The organism is Novosphingobium sp. SG754, assembly GCF_013149315.1.
In the GTDB taxonomy this organism is placed as follows: Bacteria; Pseudomonadota; Alphaproteobacteria; order Sphingomonadales; family Sphingomonadaceae; genus Novosphingobium; species Novosphingobium capsulatum.
Window position 1 is genome coordinate 24,458 of sequence record NZ_JABGCC010000008.1, and the last position, 24,429, is coordinate 48,886.

At 66.4% G+C, this 24,429-nt stretch carries 22 protein-coding genes and 1 tRNA gene; 10 read left to right on the top strand and 13 right to left on the bottom strand.

The genetic code is table 11. The features are described 5' to 3' along the window. Nucleotides 1-11: 11 nt before the first annotated feature. The gene (locus tag FHW97_RS17820; RefSeq protein ID WP_171799383.1) at nucleotides 12-2,492 is read right to left on the bottom strand and encodes a TonB-dependent receptor; all 2,481 of its coding nucleotides are present in this window, start codon (nucleotides 2,490-2,492) and stop codon (nucleotides 12-14) included. 149 nt (nucleotides 2,493-2,641) lie between these two features. Between FHW97_RS17820 and FHW97_RS17825 the strand changes: the two genes are divergently transcribed. Beyond that, nucleotides 2,642-3,781 (top strand): FAD-dependent monooxygenase, encoded by a 1,140-nt coding sequence (locus tag FHW97_RS17825; RefSeq protein ID WP_022675233.1) that lies wholly within the window; start codon nucleotides 2,642-2,644, stop codon nucleotides 3,779-3,781. Between the two features lie 17 nt (nucleotides 3,782-3,798). Here the strand turns inward: FHW97_RS17825 and FHW97_RS17830 are convergent, their stop codons facing one another. Further along, entirely contained in the window at nucleotides 3,799-4,956 is a 1,158-nt protein-coding gene (locus tag FHW97_RS17830) for an MFS transporter (RefSeq protein WP_253941863.1), read from the bottom strand. A 240-nt stretch (nucleotides 4,957-5,196) separates the two neighbouring features. Between FHW97_RS17830 and FHW97_RS17835 the strand changes: the two genes are divergently transcribed. Next, nucleotides 5,197-5,991: an SDR family NAD(P)-dependent oxidoreductase gene (locus FHW97_RS17835; protein ID WP_171799384.1), complete on the top strand. Its 795-nt coding sequence runs from the start codon at nucleotides 5,197-5,199 to the stop codon at nucleotides 5,989-5,991. A 38-nt stretch (nucleotides 5,992-6,029) separates the two neighbouring features. Here the strand turns inward: FHW97_RS17835 and FHW97_RS17840 are convergent, their stop codons facing one another. Genes FHW97_RS17840 through FHW97_RS17855 form a run of 4 tightly spaced genes read right to left on the bottom strand, consistent with a single transcriptional unit; the run spans nucleotide 6,030 to nucleotide 8,915 of the window. Then, nucleotides 6,030-6,785: an SDR family NAD(P)-dependent oxidoreductase gene (locus FHW97_RS17840; protein ID WP_022675236.1), complete on the bottom strand. Its 756-nt coding sequence runs from the start codon at nucleotides 6,783-6,785 to the stop codon at nucleotides 6,030-6,032. 4 nt (nucleotides 6,786-6,789) lie between these two features. After that, nucleotides 6,790-7,299, bottom strand: a complete 510-nt coding sequence (locus FHW97_RS17845; protein ID WP_022675237.1) for a cupin domain-containing protein — start codon at nucleotides 7,297-7,299, stop codon at nucleotides 6,790-6,792. Between the two features lie 19 nt (nucleotides 7,300-7,318). Then, a complete protein-coding gene (locus FHW97_RS17850; protein ID WP_171799385.1) occupies nucleotides 7,319-7,978 on the bottom strand; it encodes an EthD domain-containing protein in 660 nt (219 codons plus the stop codon). Further along, nucleotides 7,971-8,915 carry a fumarylacetoacetate hydrolase family protein gene (locus FHW97_RS17855; protein WP_022675239.1) on the bottom strand — a complete coding sequence of 315 codons (945 nt, stop codon included), beginning with the start codon at nucleotides 8,913-8,915 and terminating at the stop codon, nucleotides 7,971-7,973. The genes FHW97_RS17850 and FHW97_RS17855 overlap by 8 nt, the downstream gene beginning before the upstream one ends. A gap of 159 nt (nucleotides 8,916-9,074) precedes the next feature. Here FHW97_RS17855 and hisD point away from each other — a divergent pair, with 159 nt between their 5' ends. The 6 genes from hisD to FHW97_RS17885 all read left to right on the top strand — a co-directional run bounded on the left by hisD (nucleotide 9,075) and on the right by FHW97_RS17885 (nucleotide 15,315). Further along, nucleotides 9,075-10,406, top strand: a complete 1,332-nt coding sequence (gene hisD / locus FHW97_RS17860) for a histidinol dehydrogenase (RefSeq protein WP_028657577.1) — start codon at nucleotides 9,075-9,077, stop codon at nucleotides 10,404-10,406. Continuing rightward, complete coding sequence (locus FHW97_RS17865) at nucleotides 10,403-11,179, top strand: SDR family NAD(P)-dependent oxidoreductase (protein WP_054132342.1); 777 nt, start codon at nucleotides 10,403-10,405, stop codon at nucleotides 11,177-11,179. The genes hisD and FHW97_RS17865 overlap by 4 nt, the downstream gene beginning before the upstream one ends. A 21-nt stretch (nucleotides 11,180-11,200) precedes the next feature. Continuing rightward, nucleotides 11,201-12,352, top strand: coding sequence for an alpha/beta hydrolase (locus FHW97_RS17870; protein WP_022677466.1), 1,152 nt, complete (start codon nucleotides 11,201-11,203; stop codon nucleotides 12,350-12,352). Between the two features lie 25 nt (nucleotides 12,353-12,377). Beyond that, nucleotides 12,378-12,785, top strand: coding sequence for a VOC family protein (locus tag FHW97_RS17875; RefSeq protein WP_022677467.1), 408 nt, complete (start codon nucleotides 12,378-12,380; stop codon nucleotides 12,783-12,785). A 203-nt stretch (nucleotides 12,786-12,988) separates the two neighbouring features. Further along, nucleotides 12,989-13,987 (top strand): alpha/beta hydrolase, encoded by a 999-nt coding sequence (locus FHW97_RS17880; protein ID WP_022677468.1) that lies wholly within the window; start codon nucleotides 12,989-12,991, stop codon nucleotides 13,985-13,987. Then, nucleotides 13,987-15,315: a glycoside hydrolase family 1 protein gene (locus FHW97_RS17885; RefSeq protein ID WP_022677469.1), complete on the top strand. Its 1,329-nt coding sequence runs from the start codon at nucleotides 13,987-13,989 to the stop codon at nucleotides 15,313-15,315. The genes FHW97_RS17880 and FHW97_RS17885 overlap by 1 nt, the downstream gene beginning before the upstream one ends. A 36-nt stretch (nucleotides 15,316-15,351) precedes the next feature. Here FHW97_RS17885 and FHW97_RS17890 read toward each other — a convergent pair. From FHW97_RS17890 to FHW97_RS17900, 3 genes are all read right to left on the bottom strand, one after another. Then, a tRNA-Val gene (locus tag FHW97_RS17890) sits at nucleotides 15,352-15,427 on the bottom strand. Between the two features lie 53 nt (nucleotides 15,428-15,480). Beyond that, complete coding sequence (locus tag FHW97_RS17895; protein ID WP_168353222.1) at nucleotides 15,481-17,001, bottom strand: DUF4139 domain-containing protein; 1,521 nt, start codon at nucleotides 16,999-17,001, stop codon at nucleotides 15,481-15,483. Between the two features lie 11 nt (nucleotides 17,002-17,012). Then, entirely contained in the window at nucleotides 17,013-18,515 is a 1,503-nt protein-coding gene (locus FHW97_RS17900; RefSeq protein WP_171799386.1) for a DUF4139 domain-containing protein, read from the bottom strand. A 147-nt stretch (nucleotides 18,516-18,662) separates the two neighbouring features. Here FHW97_RS17900 and FHW97_RS17905 point away from each other — a divergent pair, with 147 nt between their 5' ends. Then, nucleotides 18,663-19,052 carry a winged helix-turn-helix domain-containing protein gene (locus tag FHW97_RS17905; RefSeq protein ID WP_168353220.1) on the top strand — a complete coding sequence of 130 codons (390 nt, stop codon included), beginning with the start codon at nucleotides 18,663-18,665 and terminating at the stop codon, nucleotides 19,050-19,052. 71 nt (nucleotides 19,053-19,123) lie between these two features. Here the strand turns inward: FHW97_RS17905 and FHW97_RS17910 are convergent, their stop codons facing one another. The 4 genes from FHW97_RS17910 to dksA all read right to left on the bottom strand — a co-directional run bounded on the left by FHW97_RS17910 (nucleotide 19,124) and on the right by dksA (nucleotide 23,774). After that, nucleotides 19,124-20,869: a DEAD/DEAH box helicase gene (locus FHW97_RS17910; RefSeq protein WP_171799387.1), complete on the bottom strand. Its 1,746-nt coding sequence runs from the start codon at nucleotides 20,867-20,869 to the stop codon at nucleotides 19,124-19,126. Nucleotides 20,870-21,085: 216 nt separating this feature from the next. Continuing rightward, nucleotides 21,086-22,573, bottom strand: coding sequence for an ABC transporter substrate-binding protein (locus FHW97_RS17915; protein ID WP_171799388.1), 1,488 nt, complete (start codon nucleotides 22,571-22,573; stop codon nucleotides 21,086-21,088). A 92-nt stretch (nucleotides 22,574-22,665) separates the two neighbouring features. Further along, nucleotides 22,666-23,034, bottom strand: a complete 369-nt coding sequence (locus tag FHW97_RS17920) for a PilZ domain-containing protein (protein ID WP_022674814.1) — start codon at nucleotides 23,032-23,034, stop codon at nucleotides 22,666-22,668. 281 nt (nucleotides 23,035-23,315) lie between these two features. After that, the gene (dksA, locus tag FHW97_RS17925) at nucleotides 23,316-23,774 is read right to left on the bottom strand and encodes an RNA polymerase-binding protein DksA (protein WP_022674815.1); all 459 of its coding nucleotides are present in this window, start codon (nucleotides 23,772-23,774) and stop codon (nucleotides 23,316-23,318) included. A 301-nt stretch (nucleotides 23,775-24,075) separates the two neighbouring features. Here dksA and FHW97_RS17930 point away from each other — a divergent pair, with 301 nt between their 5' ends. Further along, nucleotides 24,076-24,426: a hypothetical protein gene (locus tag FHW97_RS17930; protein WP_022674816.1), complete on the top strand. Its 351-nt coding sequence runs from the start codon at nucleotides 24,076-24,078 to the stop codon at nucleotides 24,424-24,426. Nucleotides 24,427-24,429: the final 3 nt, after the last annotated feature.

A 24,429-nucleotide genomic window follows, 5' to 3' on the forward strand; every position in this document is an offset into this window, starting at 1 on the left:
CGAAACGCTCCTTAGAAATTGCCGGAAAGACGCAGGCCCCAGGTCCGCGGGGCGGAAAAGTGCCCGACGGCCATGCCGAGCGGCGAGGCCTGCGGCGCAAGGTCGCGGCGCTTGTTCTCGATGTTGCGAACAAAGCCGGTAAGCGCCAGGCTTCCGTTGGCGGCGCGCACCGTCAGCGACGCGTCGGTCGTCCAGTAGGCGGGAATGCGCTCGAAATCGAGATATTCGAAAGCGCCCCACTGGCTGTCGCGCCAGGCAGTGTTGACGTTGGCCACCAGTTCGACATCGGCGTTGAGCGGCACCACCTGCTCGGCGCCGAGGTTGACCGTCCACTTCGGGCTGAACAACAGCGGATTGCCCGAGCAATTGAAGTCCTTGACCGGCGCACCGCCAGCGACGGCCCCGGTATAGGTGAACGGGCAACCGATGTTGTCACGCGGCGAGGCGGTATAGAGGTGGAGGTCGTTGTACTTGGTATCGAGGTACTGGACCTTGGCGCTGAGCGTGGTGCCACGGGTGGGCTTGACCACGAGATCGGCGTCGAAGCCCTTGATCGTGGAACGACCGGCGTTCTCGTTCGAGCTGATCAGGGTGCCGCTGGTGTCAACGGTGAAATAGGTGATCTGCTGGTCGCGGTACTTCCACAGGAAGCCCTCGAGATTGAGCTGGACGTGATTGTCAAAGAACCGGTTCTTTGATCCGATGGTGTAGGCGGTGATGAACTCGGGCAGATACGAGGTCTTGCTCTCGGTCATCTGCAGGCCGCCGGCGCGATAACCGGATTCCGCTGTGGCGTAGAGCAGGCTGGTGGGCGTGACATCGAATTCGGCCGAGGCCTTCCACGTTACGCGCGAATAGGTCCTGCTATCGACGACGGGGTTGTAGGTCTTGAGAATGGCGCCGACGCCATTGACCAGCGGAAATACCTGGTAGCCGGGCTGGTTGGTGCTGTTGCCAGCGATCCAGCCGTTCGACTTGAGCCAGTTGATCGTGTCGCCGGTGTTCAGGAAATTGGGATAATAGGGCATGTTGCCCGGCGTGGCGCAGCCAGCGCCGAACGAGGCCGGCGGCGTGATCAACGCGGGGGGCGGCCCGCCGCAGAACGTGATAAAGTTGTTGATCAACCCATCGATCGACTTCTTGTCGTGGGTATAGCGCGCGCCGCCGATCAACCGGAACCGGTCGGACACGTGGGCGGTCAACTGGCCAAACGCGGCATAGCTGTCGGTCTTGTGGCGATAATCCACCATCGGCAGCACGAATTCCTGGTTATACTCGTCGTTGGCCTTGATCTTTTCATTGAAGTAGTAGGCGCCCAGCACATAGTCGAGCATCCCGGTCTTGCCGGAAAGGCGGGCTTCCAGGCTGGTCTGCTTCACCTTTTCGACGGTGTGGGCCACGTTGAAAGCCGGACCATAGAAGAAGGAATTGTCGCTGCTTTCGCGATAGGCCGGGATCACCGTCAGCTTGCCGATGCCGGTCTTCCAATTGATTTCGGCATTGACGCCCCAATAGGTGCTGTCCTGCCGCTGATCCTGGTTCATTGCGCTCAGGAAGCCGAAAGCCGGCGCGCCGATGTTCTGCGCACGGAAAGCGTTGGCGGCAGGGGTGTTGAAACCCTCGCTCGAATCCAGGTTGGCGGGGAAGAAGCTATAGCCCGTGGGGCCAGGAATATACCCGCCGATATAGCTGCCGCCCGCGCCGCGGCCGCCAAGGTGGGTGTAATCGGCGCCGATGCGCACCGACAGGTCGCTGCTCGGCTCGACCAGGAACTGGGCGCGCAGCGAGCCGCGCTTGGCATCGTCGGTGCCATCGCGGTTGTAGCCATCGTGGGTGGAATAGGCTCCGCTTACGCGCAACGCGGAATTCCCGCTGGTGGCCAGGTTGACGTGGGCATCGGCATCGACGGCATTGTAATTGCCGGCAGAGATGTTGAAGCCCATCGAATTGCGGCCGATTTCGGGATGGGCCGGAATGATGTTGACCGCGCCGCCGGTCGCGTTGCGACCATAGAGGATGCCCTGCGGCCCCTTGAGCACTTCCACGCGCTGCAAGTCATAGAACGCCGCGCCGAACACGCCGCCGCCGCGGCCGAGCACCACGCCATCATAGCTGGGGGTGACCGCCGGATCGTTGTAGCTGCTGGTGGTGATGTTGCCGACGCCGCGAATGAAGATCGAGGCGATATTGCCGCCGGGCTGCGGGATAGAAAGCGAGGGCACCGCCTTGGTGATGTCGGCCGACGAGGTGATGCCGCGCTGGGCCAGATCGTTGCCGGTGACGGCATCGATCGCGAGCCCTGCCTTTTGCAGCGATTCCTCGCGGCGCTGGGCGGTGACGATGATTTCGCCGATCCCGCCATTGTCCGCCGGAGCCGCGGCGGTCGCCGTGGTCGTGGCCGCTGCAGGCTGGTCCTGGGCGGGCGTTTCGGCCGCGAATGCCGGCGTGGCGACAATGGCCAGGGCGCTCGTGGCGAGCAGAAGGGTGCGCATGGTTTTTCCTCCCCGTAAATGTGGCGCTTGAATTGCTTGATCTTGCGGTTAGCCCTGCCCGCGGCAAATATCTCACCGATTGAATCGATAGATCCCTATCCACAGTTCGGATTTGTACCGTGTGCCCGCTTCGTTAGGTCATGCCCCCTATGAACCGGGAGACAATCAGCAGCATCGCAACGGCGCTTGTCGTTGGCGGCGGTATCGGCGGCATGGCAACGGCGATCAGCCTGGCCGAGCGGGGAGTGAAGGTCGACCTGATCGATCTCGACCCGGAATGGCGGGTCTATGGCGCCGGGATCACCATCACCGGCCCCACCCTGCGCGCGTACCGCCAGCTAGGCCTGCTCGAACAGATCAAACAGCAGGGCGCCATCACCAGCAAGACGCGCCTGTTCCGCTATGACGGCCACCACATCCTCGACCTGGAAGAGCCGGTAATCGAGGAAGGCTTGCCCGCAACCGGCGGGATCATGCGGCCGATCCTGCACCACATCATGCAGCGCCGGGTTACCGAACTGCAGATCCCGGTCCAGCTGGGCCTGACCGTGTCCGCGCTGGAGAACCGCGACGATGGGGTCGACGTGCGCTTTTCCAACGGAACGGAAGGCCGCTATGACCTTGTAGTGGGGGCAGACAGCGTCGCTTCGGGCGTGCGCAGCATCGCCTTTCCGCACATGGGCCCGGCACAGCCGACCGGCCAGGGATGCTGGCGCATCTCGATCGCCAAGCCGCCGGGGCTCAACGCCAGCGAGTTCTTTCTGGGCCATGCCAATCCGGCGGGGATCACCCCCTGCGCGCCCGACAAGATCTATTTGTGGATGCTTACCCCGCATGTGGAGCGCGAGCAGCACATGGACGAGGAAGAGCTGTTCGTCACGCTCAAGGAGCTGCTGCGCGACTTCGGCGGCAATGCCGGGTGGATCCGCGACACGATGACGCGCGAGGACTGGATCAACTATCGCCCGCTCGCCGCCGTGCTGCAGCCGCGCGACTGGTTCAACGGGCGGATCGTGCTGGTGGGCGATGCCGTGCACGCGACCACGCCGCACCTGGCATCAGGCGCCGGGATGGCGGTGGAAAGTGGCATCGTGCTGGCCGAAGAGCTGGCGCGGACGCCGGACGTGGCCAGCGGGCTGCGCGCCTATCAGGAACGGCGCTTTGACCGTTGCCGCGACGTGATCGAGACCAGCGTGGCCGTGGGCCAGTTGCAACTGGCAAACGGTGACCCGCAAATCCACGCCAAGATGCTGGAAGGCGCGCTGCACCGGCTGAACGCGCCCTACTGATCCCGAAGCGTAAAAAGTCAGGTGGCGGCGCGGCGTGACACCACGAGCGCCGCCACGGCAACGCCCAGCCCGGCCAGGGCCGCGTGGCCAAGCACGGCAAAGGCCGGCATCAATCCACCCCAGTGCAGCGACAGGGCCGTCACCACCAGTGGGCTGAGCCATTGGCCCAGGGCAAAGGACGATTGCCACACGCCCGTGCCCCGCGCGCGCACCTCATAGGGCAGCAGGCTGATCGACCAGACCAGCAGCGTGGGCAGCAGCATGCCCCCACCGACCTGGTTGACGAAGCAACCCGCCAGGAACATCGGCACGCTCGTGCTGTGCCCCATGATGGCAAAGCCTGCGGCGATCAGCGCGAATTCAGCACAGAGCAGGCGCAGCGGCCCCTGCCCCGCGATACGCGTGTAGACGAAGGTGCCCAGCGGCACGCCCAGGCTGGCGAGCGAGGTGAACAGGCCGATGCGCGCGGCGCTGACAAGGCCGAGTTGGACCAGACCCGACGAAGCCTGGATCTGCACGGTGTAAAAGAACACCGAGCCATAGATGGTAATCGCCACGATCACCGCGAGGCGGCCCCAGGGGCTGGACGCCGCCGCCGGCGCGGAAGATGCCCTGGGCGTCGCGGCAGCGGGCTCGGTATCCCAAGTATAGCGCCAGACCAGCGCGAACATGACCAGCGCGGCGCCATAGACCCAGAACGAGGTGCGCCAGCCGAAATCGCCGAGCACGCCGCCAAGATTGAAGAACAGCAAGGCAGAGACCGAGGCAAAGGCGGTTTGCCCGGCCAGCCAGCGATCGCGCGCCGGGCCGGTAAAGTAATCGCCGATCATGGTGGTCGAGAGCACGTAGATCAGCGCTTCGGCGATCCCGACCGCCACGCGCGAGGCGAGAATGGCCCAGAGGCTGGTCAAGACCAGCGGCGCCATGCCGACCACCGCATAGAGCACGAACGCTATCAGCAGCAGGCGACGCCGGCCAAAGCGATCGCCCAGCAGCCCTGCGACCGGGCACAAAAAGGCGACGCACAGCGACGGCAGGGTCAGGACCATGGGCACAAGATAATCGTGGCCCGGAACATGGGCATATTCCGCCATGAGGCGCGGCAGGACCGGCGCGAGCAGAACCACCGCCATGGTCGTGAGGGTAATCGGCAACAGCAGGGATATTCCCGTCATCGTACCGGCTTGCTGTTGTCTCTCCACGTGCATGCTCTTTCCTGGCTTATGAGCCCGAGACCATTCCCGGCAGCGCAGAGCGCGTCCAATTGATAGCGCAGGGCGCAATCGATCGGTCTTGTCGATAGGCGCGACAGGACCGATGGCAATGCATCCAAAAAGCGAAATCCATGCGCGGAACAGGGGATGCTAGGATCGGACAACGGCAGGGCCACACCTGCGATGGAGAGGAAAACGACCATGACCCTTGCCGAAACGCTCTTTTCGGATCTGGCCCGCGGACAGCGGCGGTTGGCAGGGCGCGTGGCCGTGGTGACCGGCGCGGGCGCCGGCATCGGACGCGGGATCGCGCGGATGTTTGCGGCGCAAGGGGCAACCGTGCACGCGCTGGATATCGATGCGGCAGGCATTGGCGCGCTGGCCGAGGAAACCGGCGGGGCCGTACGGGCCTGGCCGATAGACCTGCTGGACGAGGCAGCGGTGCAGCAGGCGATCACGACGATCGGCAGCGAGACGGGGCGGATCGATGCGCTGGTACCGGCAGCAGCGATGGCCGTGTTCAACTGGATCGACACGATGACCTATGCGCAGTGGCAGCATACCTTGCGCGGCGAACTCGACATCGTGTTTCTCTGCACGCACGCGGCCTGGCCCTGGCTGAAGGCGAGCGGACGCGCGGCGATCGTCAATTTCGCCTCGGCCAATGCGCACGTGGCGCTCAACGGCTCCCCGGCGCTGGCGCACTGCGCGGGCAAGGGCGGCGTGATGGCGATGACGCGCCAGTTGGCGATGGAAGGCGCGCCCCATGGCATCCGCGCCAACACGATCTCGCCCGGCCTGATCCTGACCCAGCAAACCGCGCGGCACATGGCATCAGATCCCGGGTTCGAAGCGTTTGCGCTGGAAAAGATGATGATCAAGCGCATCGGCCAGCCCGAGGATATCGCCTGGACGGCGACGTTCCTGTGTTCGGACGAGGCAGGCTATATCACCGGGGCGGATTTCCGCGTGGACGCCGGCTCGACCGCGTGGTGAAGCAGCGCGGCTGACCTTTCCCGGCAGATCGCGCGGTGTCAGCTGCCGTCGCTGATCAGGGTGCCGCCATCGGCGACGAGATTGTGGCCGGTGACGAACCCGGCAGCGGGGCTGGCAAGGAAGGCAACCGCGCCGGCGATCTCTGCCGGAGTGCCGGGGCGGCGCAGCGGCGTCATGGCCATGCGGCGGGCCATGAAATCGGCGTTGTCGAGCAAGGGCTGCGACAGTTCGGTGGCGACAAAGCCAGGCGATACGGCGTTGACGCGCACACCGCGCGGCCCCCATTCCACCGCCAGGTTGCGCGCCAGCTGCGCCACCCCGGCTTTGGCCAGGGCATAGGCATTGATCCGCCCATTGCCGCGCAGGCCGGCAAGGCTGGCGACCAGCACCGCTGCACCAGCGCCGCCCGGCGCTGCGGCAATATGCGGCAGCGCCAGGTTGCACAGCACGACCTGGCTGCGCAGGTTGATCGCCATGACCTGGGCGTAATCATCCATGGCCAGATCGGCAAAGCCGCCGGGGCGGCCGGTGATCCCGGCATTGCACACCAGAATGTCGAGCCGCCCGCATCGGGCCAGCGCGAAATCGACCAGCGCCGCCTGCGCGGCATCGTCGGTAACATCGCAAGCCATGCCGGGCATGCCAAGATCGGCAGCAACGCGGGCCGTGTCGGCCGCGCTTTCGCTGGAGATGACGACCTGCGCCCCTAGCGCGATCAGCGCCTGCGCGATCGCCAGGCCGATGCCCCGGGTTGAGCCGGTGACGATCGCGCACTTGCCCGACAGATCGAACATGGCCTCAGTCCGGCTTGTCTTCGGGCAGCGGCTGGCCATTGTGGAGATAGGCCGGGGCCTCGATCAGGATGAAGGCAATGCGGCAGGGCTTGTCGGTGGTGTTGCGCCACAGGTGATTGGTGCCGCGCTGGACGATGATGCCGCCCTGCCCGATCGTGCGCTTCGCGCCGTCGTCCAGTTCCAGCTCGATCTCACCCTCCAGCACGATGCCATAGTCGATCGAGTTGGTGCGGTGCATCGGGCTTTCCTTGCCCGGCAGCATGTCGACGATGCGGATGACCGAGCCGCCGTTGAGCGTGAGGCCCGCCGGACGATGGCGACCATCGGTTTCGTCATTGTTGTCGGCCGGCACCGTCGCCGTGGTCCACACCAGCAGGAACGCGCCGTCACCCGAAGGGATCAGCTTGGTGGGCGACACGTCCTCTGACTTGAACACCGCCCGGCCATTGGCATCATGGCCGGTAACAACGCGCTGCACAGGGGGAAGACCGGAATCGGAGATTGGCGAGTTCATGGGCATGTTCCGTAGTTGATCAGATGAAACGGACGGGTTCAACCAGCAGGTGGCGCGTTGCCGCAGGGGCCAGCACCGGCTCCGCCAGATCGGCAAGAACGCCGGCAATCACGGTGGGATCGGCCCCGGCGGCAAGGCCGATTTCATCGAACTGGGTGAACGGAAAATCGCCTTCGACCACCCGGGCCAGATTGGTGACCACGCCGTGGACGTCGTCCCGCGCGGCGATCGCTGCCAGGGCCAAGGCCCACCGCTCGATATCCACGCCGCGCGCCGCACGAAATACCAGAAGCTTGGCCAGCGCATCATCAGCGCCGGGCGCCACGACGCGTTCGGCAGCGAAAAGCGCGATCGAGCCATCCCGTTCGCGGAAGTTGTCTTCATCGGGCCCAACGCGCAGGCGATAGGCTTCGCTTGCCTTGGACGCGGCCATGGCGGCGGGTTCGGCAAAGCGGATCACGGTGACCGCATCGCGATCATCGAGCAGCGGCAGGCCCGCAAGGTCTTGCGCATAGTGGTGGACATAGCCGGTGAAACCGCCCGACACCGCGGGCTCGGCCACCACCATCGGGCCGTGCACGGTTTCGAGATGACGGCGCAACCCCCCGCGGCCAAGCCCCAGCCGCGTGCGCGGCAGGATGACCAGCTTGACCGGGCCGGCGGGAGCGGCGTCAGCCACGGACCACGGTCTGGTTCAGCACGCCGAACGGCGCGCGGCCGGCCGCATCGACTGCTTCCATGCGCACGCTGTCGCCAAAGCGCATGAATGCCGTCTTGGCTTCGCCAAGATCGAGCATTTCGATGCCGCGCCGCTCGGCAATGCAGGAAGAACCGATCTCGCGGAAGTTGGGGTTGGACACGGTGCCCGAGCCGATGATCGTGCCCGCCACCAGATCGCGCGTGCGCGCCGCATGGGCGACGAGTTCGTGGAAGCCGTGGCCCATCGGCTCGCCATTGGCCGCGCCAAACCGTTGGCCGTTCCAGTCCACGCGAAGATCGAGGCAGACGCGCCCGTCGCGCCAGGCATCGCCCAGTTCATCGGGCGTGACGGCATAAGGCGCCATGCCGCACGGGGGCTTGGCCTGGACCCAGCCGAACCCGGTCTTCATTTCTGGCCCGGCGAGCGTGCGCAGCGACCAATCGTTGACCTGCACGACAAGCCGGATGTGGTTCATCGCCTCTGCGGCAGATGTGCCCATGGGCACGGCATCGACGATTACGCCGAATTCGCCCTCGAAATCGATGCCGAGCGCCTCGTCGGGGAACTTCACTTCGCTGATCGGGGCGTAGAAGCGATCCGACATGCCCTGGTACATCAGCGGCGCGCCGGTCTTGATCGGCGTAATGCCGAGCACGGCATCCATCAGATCGCCATGGGACTGGAACGCCGAGCCATCGAGCCATTGCCAGGCGCGCGGCAGGGGGGCGAGCACCTGCGCCGGGTCGAGCGGCTCAGAAAACGTGGTGATCGCCGCGAGTTGCGGCGCAACGTCGGTCCACCGTTCCAGCGCGGCTTGCAAGGTGCCCACCGGCGCGGGCGCGTGGGACCGGCCATCTGGCGATACGACCACGAGCCGTCCATCCGGCGTTCCATCCTGCAAGGTGGCAAGGCGCATCGATCGTGTCTCTCCAAGTTCTCGTTTCGCAACGACTATGCGGGAGGCGGGCCACGCACAACGGCATCTCATCGATAGCTTCGCATCGAAACTATGCGATGGTTCGGCCCCAAGGCGGCTGGCAGGGCACTGCAAAGACAAGCCGACATGGAGAGTTTGGTGGCGATTTACCTCAAGCGCGGTGCGACGGCGGAAGCCAAGGCGGACGCGGACCGCAAGGTGCGCGATACGGTGGAAGCGGCGCTCGCCGCGATCGAAGCCCGTGGCGACGCGGCCGTGCGCGAGATGAGCATTCGCTTCGACGGATGGGACCGCGACGATTACCGCCTGAGCCAGGCCGAAATCGACGCCGCGGTGGACAGCCTGACCGCGCAGGAGCGCAAGGATATCGAGTTTGCGCAGACCCAGGTGCGCAACTTTGCGCAGGTGCAGCGCGAGTCCATGAAGGACGTGGAAGTGGAAACCATGCCCGGCGTGGTGCTGGGCCACAAGAACGTGCCGATCAACGCCGCCGGCTGCTATGTTCCGGGCGGCAAGTATCCGCTGCTCGCCTCGGCGCACATGTCGGTGATCACCGCCAAGGTGGCCGGCGTGAAGCGCGTTGTCACCTGCGCCCCGCCTTTCCAGGGCAAGGCAGCGCGGCATATCGTGGCAGCACAGGCACTGGCCGGGGCCGACGCGATCTATGCGCTGGGCGGCATCCAGGCGATCGGCGCCATGGCCATCGGCACGCAGAGCATCGACCCGGTCGATATCCTGGTTGGCCCCGGCAATGCGTTTGTCGCCGAAGCCAAGCGCCAGCTGTTCGGCCGCGTCGGCATCGATCTCTTTGCCGGGCCGACCGAGACGCTGATCATCGCCGACGAGGTGGGCTGCGATGCCGAACTGGCCGCCACCGATATCCTGGGCCAGGTCGAACACGGGCCCGACAGCCCCGGCGTGCTGCTGACCAATTCAGAGAAGCTGGCGCGCGAGACGATGGTCGAGATCGAGCGGCTGCTGCAGATCCTGCCCACCGCCGACCACGCACGCAAGGCGTGGGAAACCTACGGCGAAGTGATCGTGGCGGAAAGTTACGAGGAGATGGTGCGCATCGCCGACGACATCGCCAGCGAACATGTGCAGGTGATGACCGCCGATCCCGATTACTTCCTGAACAACATGACCAACTATGGCGCGCTGTTCCTGGGCCCGCGCACCAACGTTTCGTTCGGTGACAAGGTGATCGGCACCAACCACACCCTGCCGACGCGCAAGGCCGCGCGCTATACCGGCGGCCTGTGGGTGGGCAAGTTCCTCAAGACCTGCACCTACCAAAAGGTGCTGACCGACGAGGCATCGGCACTGGTGGGCGAATATTGCAGCCGGCTGTGCGCACTGGAAGGCTTTGCCGGGCATGGCGAGCAGGCCAACGTGCGGGTGCGCCGTTATGGCGGGCGAAACGTGCCCTATGCCGGGCAAGCCGCCCCCAGCGAGCTGACGCGGGCATGACGGAGCGGCCGGTGTTGCCGACCACGCCATCGTTCCGGCTGGACGGGCGGCGCGCGCTGGTTACCGGTGCGGGCCGCGGGATCGGCCTGGCGATGGCCGCCGCGCTTGCCGATGCAGGCGCGACGGTCACGCTGGCGGCACGCAGCGCCGACGAGATCGCGGCAGCCGCAGCGGCCATCCGCGATGCCGGTGGGGCTGCCGAGGCCGTGGTCCTCGACGTGGCCGACCATGCGGCGGTTGCGGCATTCTTCGTCGGCCGCCCGGCCTTTCACGTGCTGGTCAACAACGCCGGAACCAATCGCCCCATGCCGATGTGGCAAGTGGGCGAAGCCGATTACGATGCGGTGATGGATCTCAACGTGAAGGCGGCGTTCTTCGTGGCGCAGGCCTGCGTACAGGCGATGATCGCCCAGGGCGTGCGCGGCAGCCTGATCCACATCGGCAGCCAGATGGGCCATGTCGGTGGGCCCAACCGCAGCCTCTACTGCGCGAGCAAGTGGGCGCTGGAAGGCATGAACAAGGCCTTTGCGCTGGACCTTGCCCCCCACGGCATCCGCAGCAACACCATCGCCCCCACGTTCATCGAAACCCCGATGACGCGCCCGTTCTTTGCCGACGAAAGCTTCAGGGCGAGCGTGCTGGGCAAGATCAAGCTGGGGCGGCTGGGCACGGTGGAAGACCTGATGGGTGCGGTGCTGTTCCTGGCGGGCGACGCCAGCGCGCTGATGACCGGGACCAGCCTCGTGGTCGACGGCGGCTGGACCGCAGACTGATTTTTCACAAGGAATTTGCACATGTTCGAGCCGTTTCCCGGAAACTACATCTGGAACCTGGGGATCAACCTGGCGCTGATCGCCGGGGGCAACCATGGCGAACTGGACGAGGTATGCCGCCCGGTGCGCGAGGCCGCCAAGGCCGGCGCCGATGCCGGATCGGCACAACTGTTCGACAGCTGGATCGCGGTGGCAGACCAGGTGACGCGCAATGCGCAAGCCGACGAAGCGGAAGGCTTCCTGCTGTCCGCCGGAACCAAGTATCTGCGGGCATCGGGCTATTACCTGGGGGCAGAGCGACTGCAGAGCCGTGACTATGCCCCGCGCTGGGCGGCCTATGACAAGGGCCTCGAACTCTATCTGAAGGGCGCCCGGCTGCGCGGGCAGCATGTCGAAAAGGTCGAGATTCCCTACGAGGGATCAAGCTATACCGCGCTGTTCTACCACGATGGCTCGGGCACGCCGCGGCCTACGCTGGTGTCGGTCAATGGGCTCGATTCGATGAAGGAACAGGTGGCCATGGCCGGCCACGCCGCGGTAAACCTGGAGCGCGGGATGAACACCCTGTTCGTCGACCAGCCCGGCACCGGCGAGGCGATCCGCAAGCGGGGCCTGCCGGCGGTCTATGACGCGGAGCGCTGGGGCAGCCCGGCGCTGGACTATCTGCTGACACGCAGCGACGTGATCCACGATCGCATCGGCATTTTCGGGCTGTCGTTCGGCGGCTATCACGCCCCGCGCATCGCCGCCAATGATCCGCGCTATGCCCTGTGCGCGGTCATGGGGGCAAACCACGTGTGGGGCCAGCGCCAGCGCGAGCGCGTGGCCAACGAGGGCGAGAACCCGGTGCCCCACTACTGGGACCACGTCATGTGGGTGTTCGGGATCGACGACCGGGATGCCTTCCTGAACTATGCCGACAGCATCACCCTTGACGGGCAGGTGGAAAAGATCCGGGTGCCATTCCTCGTCACCCATGGCGAAAACGACCGCCAGATTCCCGCCTTCAACGCCCAGCGCAGCTATGACCAGGCGGTCAACAGCCCGAAGCGCACGCTGCGGGTGTTCACCAAGGCTGACTTCGAGGTGGAGCACTGCGGCGCGGACAACGGCACGGGGATGCGCGACTACATCGCCGATTGGTGCGCACAGACGTTTGCGGAGATGGGATGATGGCAGCCAGAGCAGCAGCGCGCTGATGGCCGACTTCGCCTTCCACCACGCCGGGGTCTCAGTGCCCGATCTGGATGCCGCGATCGCCTGGTATCAGCGGGTGCTGGGCTTCACCCTCGAAAAGCGCTTCTACATCGAAGCCGCGCGCAGCCACACCGCGATGGTGCGCAAAGGCCCGCTGCGCTTTGAAATCTTCGAGGTGGAAGGCGCGGCACCCCTGCCCGAAGACCGGCGCCACCCGCCGCGCGATGTGAAGACCCACGGCAACAAGCACGCGGCGTTCCAGGTGCCAGACCTCGACGCGTTCCTGGCGGAGATGGAGCAGAAAGGCGCCGACATCGCCTTTGTCGTGCGCGAAAGCTTTGGCAAAGGATGTTTCATCCGCGATTGCGCCGGCAACCTGATCGAGTTCGTGGAAGAGCCCGAAGCCTGACGGACGTGCCACAGGCCCGCGCTGGGAAAGCAAACATCGCCAAGCGCAGGCTGCAGGGCAAGGAATATCGGCAATTTTACGCAAGCGACCACGCGCGTCACCACTGTTAATCAGTGATTGAATCGGGTTGACCCTCACTCCATGCGACCCTACTGATCGCCGCTCGATAACGGGCTGCGACCGGCGGCGAATGGAGAGATGACGTGGCAGGCTTCCGCTTCAGCGTATCGCGCTATGGTATCGTACCTCTGCCGGCTGCGCGCCGCGCCGCCATGAAATGGCGTGCGCGTGGCGTGGCGGCCACCTCGGCTTTGCTGGCGGTGGCAGCACTCCTGCCTGCTGGCCCCGCTTTTGCGCAGTCCGGGATTTCCACCGAAGTCGTAGCGGCCCCAGCCCAACCCGACACCGTGCTGCTGCCCACGGCGGAACGCGTCGACCGCGAGGTCTGGCACAAGAGCGACGGCGGCAGGCTGGCGGTGCGCAATGTCACCCGGGCAACGCTGACCCTGTTTCGCCCGGCAGAGCCACGCACGCGCGCGGCCGTCATCATTGCCCCGGGCGGCGCGTTCCTCGGGCTCGAAATGGACAAGGAGGGCTGGCTGATCGCCCGCTGGTTCGCCAGCCACGGAGTCACGGCATTTGTTCTCAAGTACCGGACATTGCCGACGCCGCCAGACCAGAAAGTGTTCGTCGCCGAACTCGACAAGATGATTGCAGGACAGCCCAGCGTTCTCGCACCGCCTGCCGATACGCCACCAGCAGCGCTGGCCGATGGCCTGGCCGCACTGCGCTATGTGCGCGGGCATGCGGCCGAACTCGGCATCGACGCAAAGCGCGTCGGTTTCATGGGCTTTTCGGCAGGCGGCTTCCTCACCCGCAGCGTGATCGAGCACGGCGGCGCCGACAAGCCCGATTTCGCCGCGCCGATCTATCCCAACATGGGGCCGATGCAGGTCCCGGCCGATGCACCACCGATGTTCGTGGCGATCGCCGCCGATGACTTTTTGCTTGCCCGGCAACAGGGCCTGCCGTTGCTGGAAAGCTATCGTGCCGCGGGGCGATCGATCGAGTTCCACCTCTTCTCAAAAGGCGGCCATGGCTTTGCCGCCGCAGCGGCCGGATCGCCGGAAGAGGGCTGGCTGGACCTGATGCTCCGCTGGATGCGCACCCAAGGCCTGCTGGCCACACGAGGAGACAAGTGATGCAAACCGATCGTCGCAGCCTGCTCGCTTCGGCCATGGCACTCGGCGCTGCCGCCGGCACGCCGGTGCTGGTCCGGGCGGCGCAGGGCGCACCGCTCAGCCCGGCTTTCCCATCCGGCTTCCTGTGGGGCGCCTCGACCGCCGCGCACCAGGTGGAAGGCAACAACCTCAATGCCGACCTGTGGGTGATCGAGAATCTGCCCAACACCATGTTCGCCGATCGTTCGGGCGACGCGGCCAACAGTCTGGAGCTGTGGCCGGTGGATCTCGACCTGGTAAAGGGCCTTGGCCTCAACACCTATCGCTTCAGCCTGGAGTGGGCCCGGATCGAGCCTGACAAAGGGCATTTCTCCAATGCCATGCTCGATCACTATAAGGCGATGATCGCCGGGTGCCGCGCACGCGGGATCAAGCCGGTCGTGACCTTCAATCATTTCACCACGCCGCGCTGGTTCGCCGCGCAGGGCGGCTGGGGCAACCCGGAATCGGTCACGCTGTTTGCCCGCTTCTGTGATCGGGCGGTGCGCCATCTTGGCGCCGGCATCGAGCTGGCCTTGACCTTGAACGAGCCCAACCTGGCCGGCTTGCTGGGCGAATTGCTGCCCGCCCAGCTGGTTGCCGGCGACAAGGCCATGCAGGAGGCCGCCGCCCGCCAGTTGGGCGTGGCGCAGTATGCGCCCGGCGTGGCGATCTGGGTGGAAGAGCCGGCCACCTACCGCGCCCACATGATGGAGGCCCATCGCCGCGGCGTGGCCGCCATCAAGAGCGTGCGGCCCGACCTGCCGGTCGGCGTCAGCCTTGCCATCATCGACGACCAGGCGATCGGACGCCATTCGCTGCGCGATCGCATGCGCGAACGCTACTATGGCGAATGGCTGCGCCTGGCCGCCCAGACCTGCGACTTTATCGGGGTGCAGAACTACGAACGCAAAGTCTGGAACGACCGTGGCGTGGTCCCCCCACCGGCCGACGCGCGCAAGAATTTCACCGGCGCCGAGGTCTGGGCGGGATCACTGGCCGGCGCGGTGCGCTATGCCTGGGAAGCAACCAAGCTGCCGGTCTATGTGACCGAGCACGGCGTCAACACCACCGACGATTCTCTGCGCCAATGGCTGATCCCCGCCGCGCTGGCCGAACTCAAGCGCGCTATCGACGATGGCGTCCCGGTCCGCGGTTATATGCACTGGTCGCTGCTCGACAATTTCGAATGGGGTTTCGGCTACGCCCACCGCTTCGGCTTGCACAGCGTCGACCCAGCCACTTTCGCTCGCACCGCCAAGCCGAGCGCTGCCGTGCTAGGCGCCATCGCCCGACGGAACAGCCTGTAATTGCCGATATCTGGGGGACGCTCTGGAGCGTGGTCCTGGTGGGCGGTGACGGGCTCGAACCGCCGACCCTCTCGGTGTAAACGAGATGCTCTACCAACTGAGCTAACCGCCCCCATGCGGGGAAGCCGCGCCTTTGCGGGATTTGGTGGGCCAGGTCAATGGGGTTCACGCGCTGTCGGTCACTCGGAAGGCAAGCCGGGCAGTGCCGTGGGCGGGAACGGTAACGCGCCATAGCGGCTGGCCGTTCTTGCGGGTGAGTGGGTGCGATGGGCTGGTCAGGCGCTGGCCCTCGTCAAGCGGGATGGTCAGTTCCACGATGACCGGCTGATCGCGGCCGTTGGTGACGGTAGCGGTGTGATCGTGCCCACGCGCGTCATCGCGCTGGCGCCCATCGGCCTCGGCCAGGTACACGGCGGTGGCTTCGCCCAGTTCGATGTCGATCTCTTCGCCCACGGCCTTGTCGTCGATACGGCCCTCGCCCACAGGCAGCGTCGTGGCGCCGTGCGGTTCGAGGACCACGACGTGGCCCGCCGGCAGGGCCAGGCCCAGCCCCGCCGCCTTGCGATTGTTCAGCCGTAGCGCCTGGCGCAGAGGCTGGTCTTCGTGTTCGTCCAGTTGCAGCGTGCCTTTGTAGAATGGCTGCACCTTGACGGCGCGGCGCTCGGCAAAGGCCATCTGCTTTTGCGCGCGCGGGGCGATCATGGTCGGCAATGGCAGGCGATAGAGCTTGAGATCGCCCAGCACCTCTTGCTGCGCCATGACCGGGGCGCGGCGCTGGGCAGTGACGACGATATACTCCTTCGCTGCTACCGGGGCGGGGGCCATGAACTCCACCATCGGTGGAGGTGGCGGCGGAGGAGGTGGCGGCAGCGCCGTCTCGCATGTAAACGACAGCGATTGGTCATCGTCGAACCGGTTTTCCCAGCCGCGCGCCTGCTTTTCGGGCTTGCCGGCGACCACCGCTGCGGCGGCCCCGGCAAATGCCGTATCGTCGCTGCTCGCCAGCGTGATCCAGGCGGCCAGATCAAGGTGGCGCCCGTCGCGCGCCATGGTCAGGACATAATCCGCCCGCCAATCGAATCCCCAGGCGAGATAGCTGAGCGTGACCCGGCCATGCATTGCGGCAGGCGCCCTGGTCTGCACCGACAGCGTGGGCTTGGCCACCAGCCCGGCGGGCAGATCGGCATAGCTGATATATTCATCGGGCCAGGCGCAGCGCGCGCTGCGGAAACCATCGCGCGTCTGGATCACGGCAGCGCCATCGAGCCCCGAGCGGATCACAGCCTGCTCTTCCACCACCGCGCCACTGCGCGGATCGGTATGGCGCAAGATCACCGGGCGGCCAAAGCTGCGGGCATAGAGATTGCGGGCGCCGATCAGGTCAGCGTCGAGGTTCTGTTCTGCCACCCCCGCCGGCAACCCACGGACCAGCGCGGTTTCCGCCAGCATGCCTGCCGCCACCCCTTCAAACCGCACGGTGGCTGGCCCGGCGGGCAGGTCCACATCGCGGGTTTCAGTGACGAGGGCATAGCCGCGCAGCCAGCCGCGATCGAATGCCGCATCGGCGGCGCGCCCCGGTTCGCGGTAGATGGTGACGGCCACGCTGGCCGGCGCCGCGGACGTCACGGCCTGCTGCGCCAGGGCCAGGCCGGGCCACAGGGCCATGGCCGCGATCAGAGTGCGCATGATCGCTCCGCTCAATAGCGGGTGTCGATCGCGGCGGTCAGCGTTACCGCGCCGCGCGCCGGCACGGTGACATGCCAGACCCGGCTATCAAGCGAGAGCTGGCGGCCAGGCAGGCTCTCGGCCGAAACGCGGGTATCGTGCCAGCCCTCGTCTAGGCCGTCCTGGATCACGTCGACTTCCACCGGCACGGCGCGGGCATTGGTAACCTTCCACGCCATCTGGGTGCGCCAATATGTAGGGTGCTGTTCGATCGTGTAGGTCACCGGCGCCGCATCATTGCGGGTGATGCGCCATTGCGCGGTGCGTTCCCACTCGCTCGCGGTGATCTTTTCGCGCTTTTCGACGGTCGGCTGCACCTTCACGTCGAACGCCACGCCGGTTTTCAGCGCCAAATCCGATCCCATCGGCGTATGCGGTAGCGGGCTTTCACCCACGAACTGCGGATTGCCGCGCGCATCGCGCATATAGACGCGCATCGTGCCAGCCGGCAGGGCATCCCCCAGGCCGCCATCCTTGGCCGACGTAAAGGCGAGCACGGTATCGACGCTTTCGCCCTCTTCCGCGCTGTGCTGCCAGCCGTTGCGATATTGATAGACCTTGCGCGCCGGCACCCCGGCTACGTTGAGGAAGCTCACCTGCTTGGTCTGGGCATTGGCGACGGTGGTGCGCCCGGCCAGCGGATAGACATGGAAATCGCCCAGCGTCTCGCGCCCATCGGCCCCGCCCGTGCCCATGCGATTGCCCATCGGGCGGCGCGGTGGACGGACATAGCGATCGCCATCGTCAGCCGCGTTGCTACCCGGCTGCCCCGCCACCAGCATGACGCGGGCATTGGGAAAGCCCGTGCCGGTCGCGTTGTTGAGCGTGATCCAGCCCTGGACATCGAGCTTGCCCGCGGTTTCATCGAACAGCGCCACGTAGTCGGCCTTCCAGCCGAAACCGCCCGACAGATAGCGCAGCCCCACTGCGCGCGTGCCGGCGCTGGCGGCATCGAGCGTGACCGACAGCGTCGGGCGGGCGCGCAGGCCGACAGGCAGGCCCGGGTAGACCACGCGGCCGGGCATATCGCGCAGGATCTCGATCCGGTTGCCGACCTGGACCACGGCGCCATCGTTGTTGGCCAGCACATGCGCGCGCGTGGCCACTTCCTGGCCATCGGGCGCGTTGCGCACCACGCTCACATCCTGGCCGACCGACTTGTCGAGCAGCTTATCGGGCGTCAGCAGGTCATAATCGAAATTCTGTTCCACCACGGCAGCGCCGGGCGCCGAAAGGGTGACGGTCTCGGGCCGGATCTGGGCAGACACATCGGGAAATTCCTGGCGGCTGATGCCCTTGGGCAGATCGATGCGCCGCACGTCTTCGACCAGGGCCATGTCGGCATAGATCGTGAGCGCCACATCACCCTGCGCGCTTGCGGCCTCCACCCCATTGGCGTCAGCCATCGCTGGCGCGGCGCCGAGCGCTGACGCCAGAGCCACGCCCAGCGTCGAAACCGTCAACCGTGGCCGCATCGCATTCTCTCCCGCATGGTCCGTGATGGCACGATAACCGATTGTTTCGCTTATACCATCGCCGATCGCACCAGCGCGGCGCAAAACGACGGCCATGCCTCTGCCGCCGCGCTTGAGCCAAAAGGCATGCGCGCCTAAAACCCCGGCATGGCCGATGCAGCGCATATCAAGATCAAGCTACAGCTCTATTGCGGCGAGGCGATCGCCATGGGGCCGGGCAAGGCCGACCTGCTCGATGCCATCGCGCGCGAAGGCTCGATCTCGGCCGGCGGGCGCGCCATGGGGATGAGCTATCGCCGCGCCTGGCAACTGGTGGATGTGATGAACCGCTGCTGGCACGGGCCGCTGGTGGAAACCTTTCCCGGCAGCGCCCATGGTGGCGGGGCCAAGGTAAGCGATCTGGGGCAGCGCGTGCTGGCGCACTATCGCGCGCTTCAGGCGCGGCTGGCCGGCGATGCCACCTGCGCCGATGCGCAGGCGCTTGCCGGCCTACTGCGGGCCGAGCCGCTGGAACGGCAGGACGAGCGCGCGGGTTAAGGAGGTAAACGCCCCCTCCGACGGCCTGCGGCCGCCACCTCCCCCACGGTGTGGGGGAGGATCTTTTGGGTTCAGCCTTCGCGGCGGCGCGGCGGGCCCTTGCGGTGCGTGCGGGGGCCATCGTTGCGCGGGCCATCACCGCGCGGCGGGAAGCCTTCGCGCGGGCGGTTGGGGCCATTGCCCTGGCGGCGGTTGGTGCGGGCCATTTCGCGCGGCGGTTCGCTCGGTTCGATGCGGATGCCGGTTTCATCCTCGGCGCCTTCGCGCGCGGTGCGCTGCAACGCGGCGCGGAAACGATCTTCCATCGCCTTGGGCACCTGGAAGTAGGTTTCGCTCGGGCCGATGCGGATCGCACCGATCTCGTTGCGGGTGATGTGGCCACGGCGGCACAACAGCGGCAGCAGCCAGCGCGGATCGGCGTTCTGGCGGCGGCCGATATCCATGCGGAACCACGACACGTCGTCAAAGCCCGTGCGGTGCGTGGCCTTGCGGCCTTCCTCGGTCGACAGGTCGATGAGGTCTTCGGGCTGCGGCATGGCCGACCGATAGCTGCGCACCAGCGCCAGCGCGATATCGCGCACTTCCATGCGTTCCATCAGCGTGTCGGCCAGGGCCACGTCATCTTCGAGCACGTCTTCGGCGTCGACCGGGGCCAGCAGCTTTTCGAGCAGGCGCTCGCGGTCACGCTCGCGAATCTGGGCGGCGCCGGGGGCCGGCATCCATTCCGCCTCGATCCGCGCGCGGCGCAGCATTTCTTCCAGGCGGCGGCGGCGCGGATAGGGCACCACCAACACGGCCGTGCCCTTGCGACCGGCGCGGCCGGTGCGGCCCGAACGGTGCTGCAGGGTTTCCGCGTCACGCGGCACTTCCACGTGGACCACGAGGCTGAGCGAAGGAATGTCGATCCCGCGTGCGGCCACGTCGGTGGCCACGCAGATGCGTGCACGGCCATCGCGCAGTGCCTGGATCGCCTGGTTGCGCTCGTTCTGGCTGTGCTCGCCCGACAGCGCCACGGCGGCAAAGCCACGCTCGACCAGCGTGGCGTGGAGGCGGCGCACGTTGTCGCGCGTCGCGCAGAACAGCATGGCCGTTTCCGCCTCGTGGAAGCGCAGCAGGTTGATCACCGCGTTCTCGATGTCGTTGGGCGAGACGGCGACAGCCTGGTAGCTGATGTCGCCATGCCCCTGGCGATCGTCGATCGTGGAGATGCGCAGCGCGTCACGCTGATACTGCTTGGCCAGCACCGCGATCGGGCGCGGCATGGTGGCCGAGAACAGCAGCGTGCGGCGCTGAGCCGGGGTGGCGTCGAGCAGTTCTTCCAGGTCTTCACGGAAGCCCATGTCGAGCATTTCGTCGGCTTCATCGAGGACGACGAAGCGCAGGGCCGAAAGATCGAGCGCGCCGCGTTCGAGATGGTCGCGCAGGCGGCCGGGCGTGCCGACCACGATGTGCGCACCATGGTTGAGCTGGCGGCGTTCCTTTGACGGGTCCATCCCGCCAACACAGGTCGCGATGCGCAGGCCGGCCTTTTCATAAAGCCAGGCGAGTTCGCGGCTGACCTGAAGGGCCAGTTCACGCGTGGGGGCAATGGCCAGGGCCAGCGGCGCGCTGGCCGGCGGCACGCCATCGCCAAGGAGATCGGAAGCCATGGCCACGCCAAAGGCAACGGTCTTGCCAGAGCCGGTCTGGGCAGAAACCAGAAGGTCGCGGCCGGCCGCTTCCGCTTCGAGCACGGCGGCCTGGACCGGAGTCGGTTCGGCATAGCCACGGGCGGCAAGGGATTCGGCAACGGCAGCAGGGAGAGATGAAAAGGGCATGAAACTCAACGGGTCTGGGCCGGGCCGCAACGTGGGCAGGGACCGGCTGGGGATATTACACGGGTGTTTATAAGGCCAGACGACAGTGCCACGGCCTCACCACGCGAAGCCCGATATACCATCTCTCGGCCCCCGCCCCCTAGCGGGTTGTTCCTTTCGCCGCCATGACCAAATGCGAAAAATCGCCCTGATCGCGGCAATTCTTCGAAAAACTGCCTATTTCGGCACAATGGTCAGCGGTGGCAGCGGGTGCCAACCCCAGGGATTGGGGGAAAACCCGGTCACGCGGCTGCGCACCAGCGACCAGCGCAACGGCCGCGCGATCGGGATGAAGCTGTTGGCCGCCGTGACGGCGGTTTCGGCCTGCGCCAGCAGGGCCATGCGCGCCTGCGGATCGCGCTCTGCCCGGGCCTGCGCGGCCAGGGCATCGCCTTGCGGGCTGCACCCCGCCGGGCTGACCGGACAGGCCACCTGATTGAGGAACCAGGCAGCGCGGGTATAGCGCGCCACGCTGTCGACCAGGCGCAGATCGGCCGAGGCGCTGGCGTCAACCCGTTCCAGGGTCACGCCAATCGTGGCGAAATCGGCCGCCAGGTGCGCCAGGGCCAGCCGCGTGCCCGGGCCATCGGGCGCGGCCACGCGCAGGCGCGGCGCGCCCTGCCCGATTGCCAACCAGGCCATGACCCGTTGGCGCGCCAGCGCGCGGCGCTGGTCGAGCGTGGTGCCGATCCAGCGCTCGCCCACGCTGCCATCGCTATCGGGCACTTCAGGAGAGACCAGCCGCGTCGTGCCGCTCCACCCGCCGATGGCAAAGGCGCCGACCAGGCCATCGCGGTCGATCGCCAGGGCCAGCGCCTCGCGCCGCAGCGGATCGGCCAGGAAACCCTGCGCGCGCACCACTTGGAGGCCAAACAGCCCCATGACCGGATCAAGCTGCACATTGCCGCGCGAGAGCATGGTGGTGCCGGCCAGTGGGAGCGAATCGATCGTGCCGCCCAGCGCCACGTCGACCAGCCCGTCGTTGAAGCGCTGGGCCGCCACGGCCATGCTTTCCACTTCCACGCGCAACGGCCGCACGCTGCGGGAAAAGCCGTCCTGCGCCGGCAGCCCGCGGCGCTCGGGCGGGATGGGAGACAGGCGCGCGACCAGGCCTTCGCGGCGCAGGCCGAGTGGGCCAGATCCGATCCGCGCCCGCGGCAGCCCCAGTTCGGGCTGGGCGAGCAGGGTCAGGAGATCAGGCAGCGGGGCGGAAAGATCCACTTCCACCACCCGATCGGTCATCACCCGGATTTCATCGATCGGGGCAAGATCGAGCCCCAGCGCGGTGCCGGCCAGCGCCTTTTGCGCGCGGCGCAGCGCGGCGGCAACGCTGGGCGCATCGATCGCGGTGCCATCGGGCCAGGTGCCATCGCGCAGGCGAAAGATATAGCTCAACCCGTCATCGGTCACGATCCAGCGTTCGGCAATGGCGGGCACCACGCGGCCTTGCGCGTCAAAGCCCACCAGCCCTTCGACCGTGGCGGCACGCAAGACCTGCGCGGCCGGCGTGGGACGCGGCGCGGCGGTTTGAAAGGCGCTGTCGTCACCCGCCAAGGCCACCGGCAGGGCGCCGCGCCGGTCGCCCCCGCAACTGGCCAGCATAAGGGCGACACCGGGCAAAAGCACCGCCGCAGCGCGGCGCAGATGGCAAGACGGGGGAGCCATGTCCCTTGCCTAGCAGATCAGCCGTGGCAGGCCAGCAAAGATGCCGGCGCCGGCGATTTCAGTATTTCAGCAGCAGCGCCAAGCCGAACGCGTCACAGCTTGCGCAGGCGCTTGCCCTCTGGCTGGGCGAGCGGCGGCCGGACATAACGCGGCGCGTAATCGTCAGACGGCTGCGTGGCCACTGGCTCGCGTGCCAGCTTGGGATCGATCTGTTCGACAAAGGCGATGCCAAAGCGGGTATCCTGGACCCAGGCCACCACACCTTCGACCCAGCCGATATGGCGCAGGTTGGCCTCAAGCCGCATGCCCCGCACCACGCGCAGCGCGCCTTCGGCCATCATCCCGCCGGCCGAAAGATTGCGCACGCGCACGCGATGCTCACCGTCCTGGCCGTCTAGGCGCAAGTCGGCCATCAGGAAAAGGCTGTCACGCCCCAATTGCCGATGGTCGATATCAGTCACCGTCAGGTTCCGTTTCCAACAAGGTGGGCCAAGCGGCATGGGCCCGGCGCTATGTGGCTGCCAGCGAGCAGCTTGCGCCGCACCTGCCACCTTTCGCACCGGTCCATGTGCAAAGGGATAAACGAAAACGGCAAAGAAATCTTTAAATTTCCCGCTCGCAGCGGCAAAAAGCCCCGTGCCATCGGGGGACAGCGGCCTTTGTGGTATTTACCGCAATGCCGATGGTACGCCTGTGCGGCCATCATGGGCTGGGCAGGACCACCTTGGCCCTGCCGGCGCCATCACATATCGCGCGAGATCTTTTCGCGACGCTCGTGCGCCTGCTGCGCTTCCACCGTCATCGTCGCGATCGGGCGGGCAATCAGACGCCCCAGGCCGATCGGTTCACCGGTCACTTCGCAGAAACCATATTCGCCTTCGTCAATGCGGCGCATGGCCGAATCGATCTTGGCAATCAGCTTGCGCTGGCGATCGCGGGTGCGCAGTTCGATGCCCCAGTCGGTTTCGCTCGATGCGCGATCGTTGAGATCGGGTTCACGCAGCGGACCATCCTGCAGGGCCGACAGGGTGCCGGCCGAGGCCGACAGGATCGACTTCTTCCACTCGAGCAAAAGGCGCCTAAAATAGTCGAGCTGCTGCTCGCTCATATAGGGTTCGTCGTCATTCGGAACGTAATCACCCGGCATGGCCCGGCGGGCCTTTGCCAACACGTCAATTTCGTCACCCAGAACCCCAGCCATCCGGCCCTCCGTGTTGCGCCTTCCGACCACCAGGGCCAAAACGCGCCGCGATCGGCGCGACCAGCCCCCGGCTTGCCGCGCCTATAGGCAGGCAGGAAAGGGCGCACAAGCACTTCCTCAACGCTATGTCACATTGCAGCTGAACCTTTGTGAAACAGCGGCATCGTACATTTCGCGGATAAAGCGGCGCACGCGCGGGCACGGCCGCAATCATGCTTAACGGTTTGTTGACCTTAATTGGCGAGCCTTGCCCTGCCACCCGATGGGGAAAGGCAGATTCGCACAGGGGGAACCAAGGACCATGCCGCACGCGCCATCACCGATCACGCTGGTGCCATCCGCACCACTTCATGCCAGCCATGCCGCAGCCGACCGCGCCGACAGCCTGATCGCCGCCTGCCTCGCCGCTGCCGCGCAGGGTGACAGCCACGCGTTTTTCGATCTGGGCGTGGCCTTTTCCACCGGCAGCTATGGTGCCGATTGCGATCTGGTCGAAGCGCACAAGTGGTTCAACCTCGCGGCCGTGGCCGGCCACGACGATGCTGCCCGCGCCCGCGCCGATGTGGCCGAGGAAATGAGCGCGCGCGATATCGCCGAAGCCCAGCGCCGCGCCCGCGAATGGATGCGCGCCGCAACCCGCCACGCCGCCTAAATT

Bases quoted from the DNA above. Each gene is read 5' to 3' on its own strand.
- FHW97_RS17835 (WP_171799384.1), top strand. From the start codon at position 5,197: ATGACCCTTGCCGAAACGCTCTTTTCGGATCTGGCCCGCGGACAGCGG.
- FHW97_RS17825 (WP_022675233.1), top strand. From the start codon at position 2,642: ATGAACCGGGAGACAATCAGCAGCATCGCAACGGCGCTTGTCGTTGGC.
- FHW97_RS17820 (WP_171799383.1), bottom strand. From the start codon at position 2,492: ATGCGCACCCTTCTGCTCGCCACGAGCGCCCTGGCCATTGTCGCCACG.
- FHW97_RS17875 (WP_022677467.1), top strand. From the start codon at position 12,378: ATGGCCGACTTCGCCTTCCACCACGCCGGGGTCTCAGTGCCCGATCTG.
- FHW97_RS17910 (WP_171799387.1), bottom strand. From the start codon at position 20,869: ATGCCCTTTTCATCTCTCCCTGCTGCCGTTGCCGAATCCCTTGCCGCC.
- FHW97_RS17830 (WP_253941863.1), bottom strand. From the start codon at position 4,956: ATGACGGGAATATCCCTGCTGTTGCCGATTACCCTCACGACCATGGCG.
- dksA (WP_022674815.1), bottom strand. From the start codon at position 23,774: ATGGCTGGGGTTCTGGGTGACGAAATTGACGTGTTGGCAAAGGCCCGC.
- FHW97_RS17900 (WP_171799386.1), bottom strand. From the start codon at position 18,515: ATGCGGCCACGGTTGACGGTTTCGACGCTGGGCGTGGCTCTGGCGTCA.
- FHW97_RS17895 (WP_168353222.1), bottom strand. From the start codon at position 17,001: ATGCGCACTCTGATCGCGGCCATGGCCCTGTGGCCCGGCCTGGCCCTG.
- FHW97_RS17855 (WP_022675239.1), bottom strand. From the start codon at position 8,915: ATGCGCCTTGCCACCTTGCAGGATGGAACGCCGGATGGACGGCTCGTG.
- FHW97_RS17905 (WP_168353220.1), top strand. From the start codon at position 18,663: ATGGCCGATGCAGCGCATATCAAGATCAAGCTACAGCTCTATTGCGGC.
- FHW97_RS17840 (WP_022675236.1), bottom strand. From the start codon at position 6,785: ATGTTCGATCTGTCGGGCAAGTGCGCGATCGTCACCGGCTCAACCCGG.
- FHW97_RS17915 (WP_171799388.1), bottom strand. From the start codon at position 22,573: ATGGCTCCCCCGTCTTGCCATCTGCGCCGCGCTGCGGCGGTGCTTTTG.
- FHW97_RS17885 (WP_022677469.1), top strand. From the start codon at position 13,987: ATGCAAACCGATCGTCGCAGCCTGCTCGCTTCGGCCATGGCACTCGGC.
- FHW97_RS17870 (WP_022677466.1), top strand. From the start codon at position 11,201: ATGTTCGAGCCGTTTCCCGGAAACTACATCTGGAACCTGGGGATCAAC.
- FHW97_RS17845 (WP_022675237.1), bottom strand. From the start codon at position 7,299: ATGAACTCGCCAATCTCCGATTCCGGTCTTCCCCCTGTGCAGCGCGTT.
- FHW97_RS17930 (WP_022674816.1), top strand. From the start codon at position 24,076: ATGCCGCACGCGCCATCACCGATCACGCTGGTGCCATCCGCACCACTT.
- FHW97_RS17865 (WP_054132342.1), top strand. From the start codon at position 10,403: ATGACGGAGCGGCCGGTGTTGCCGACCACGCCATCGTTCCGGCTGGAC.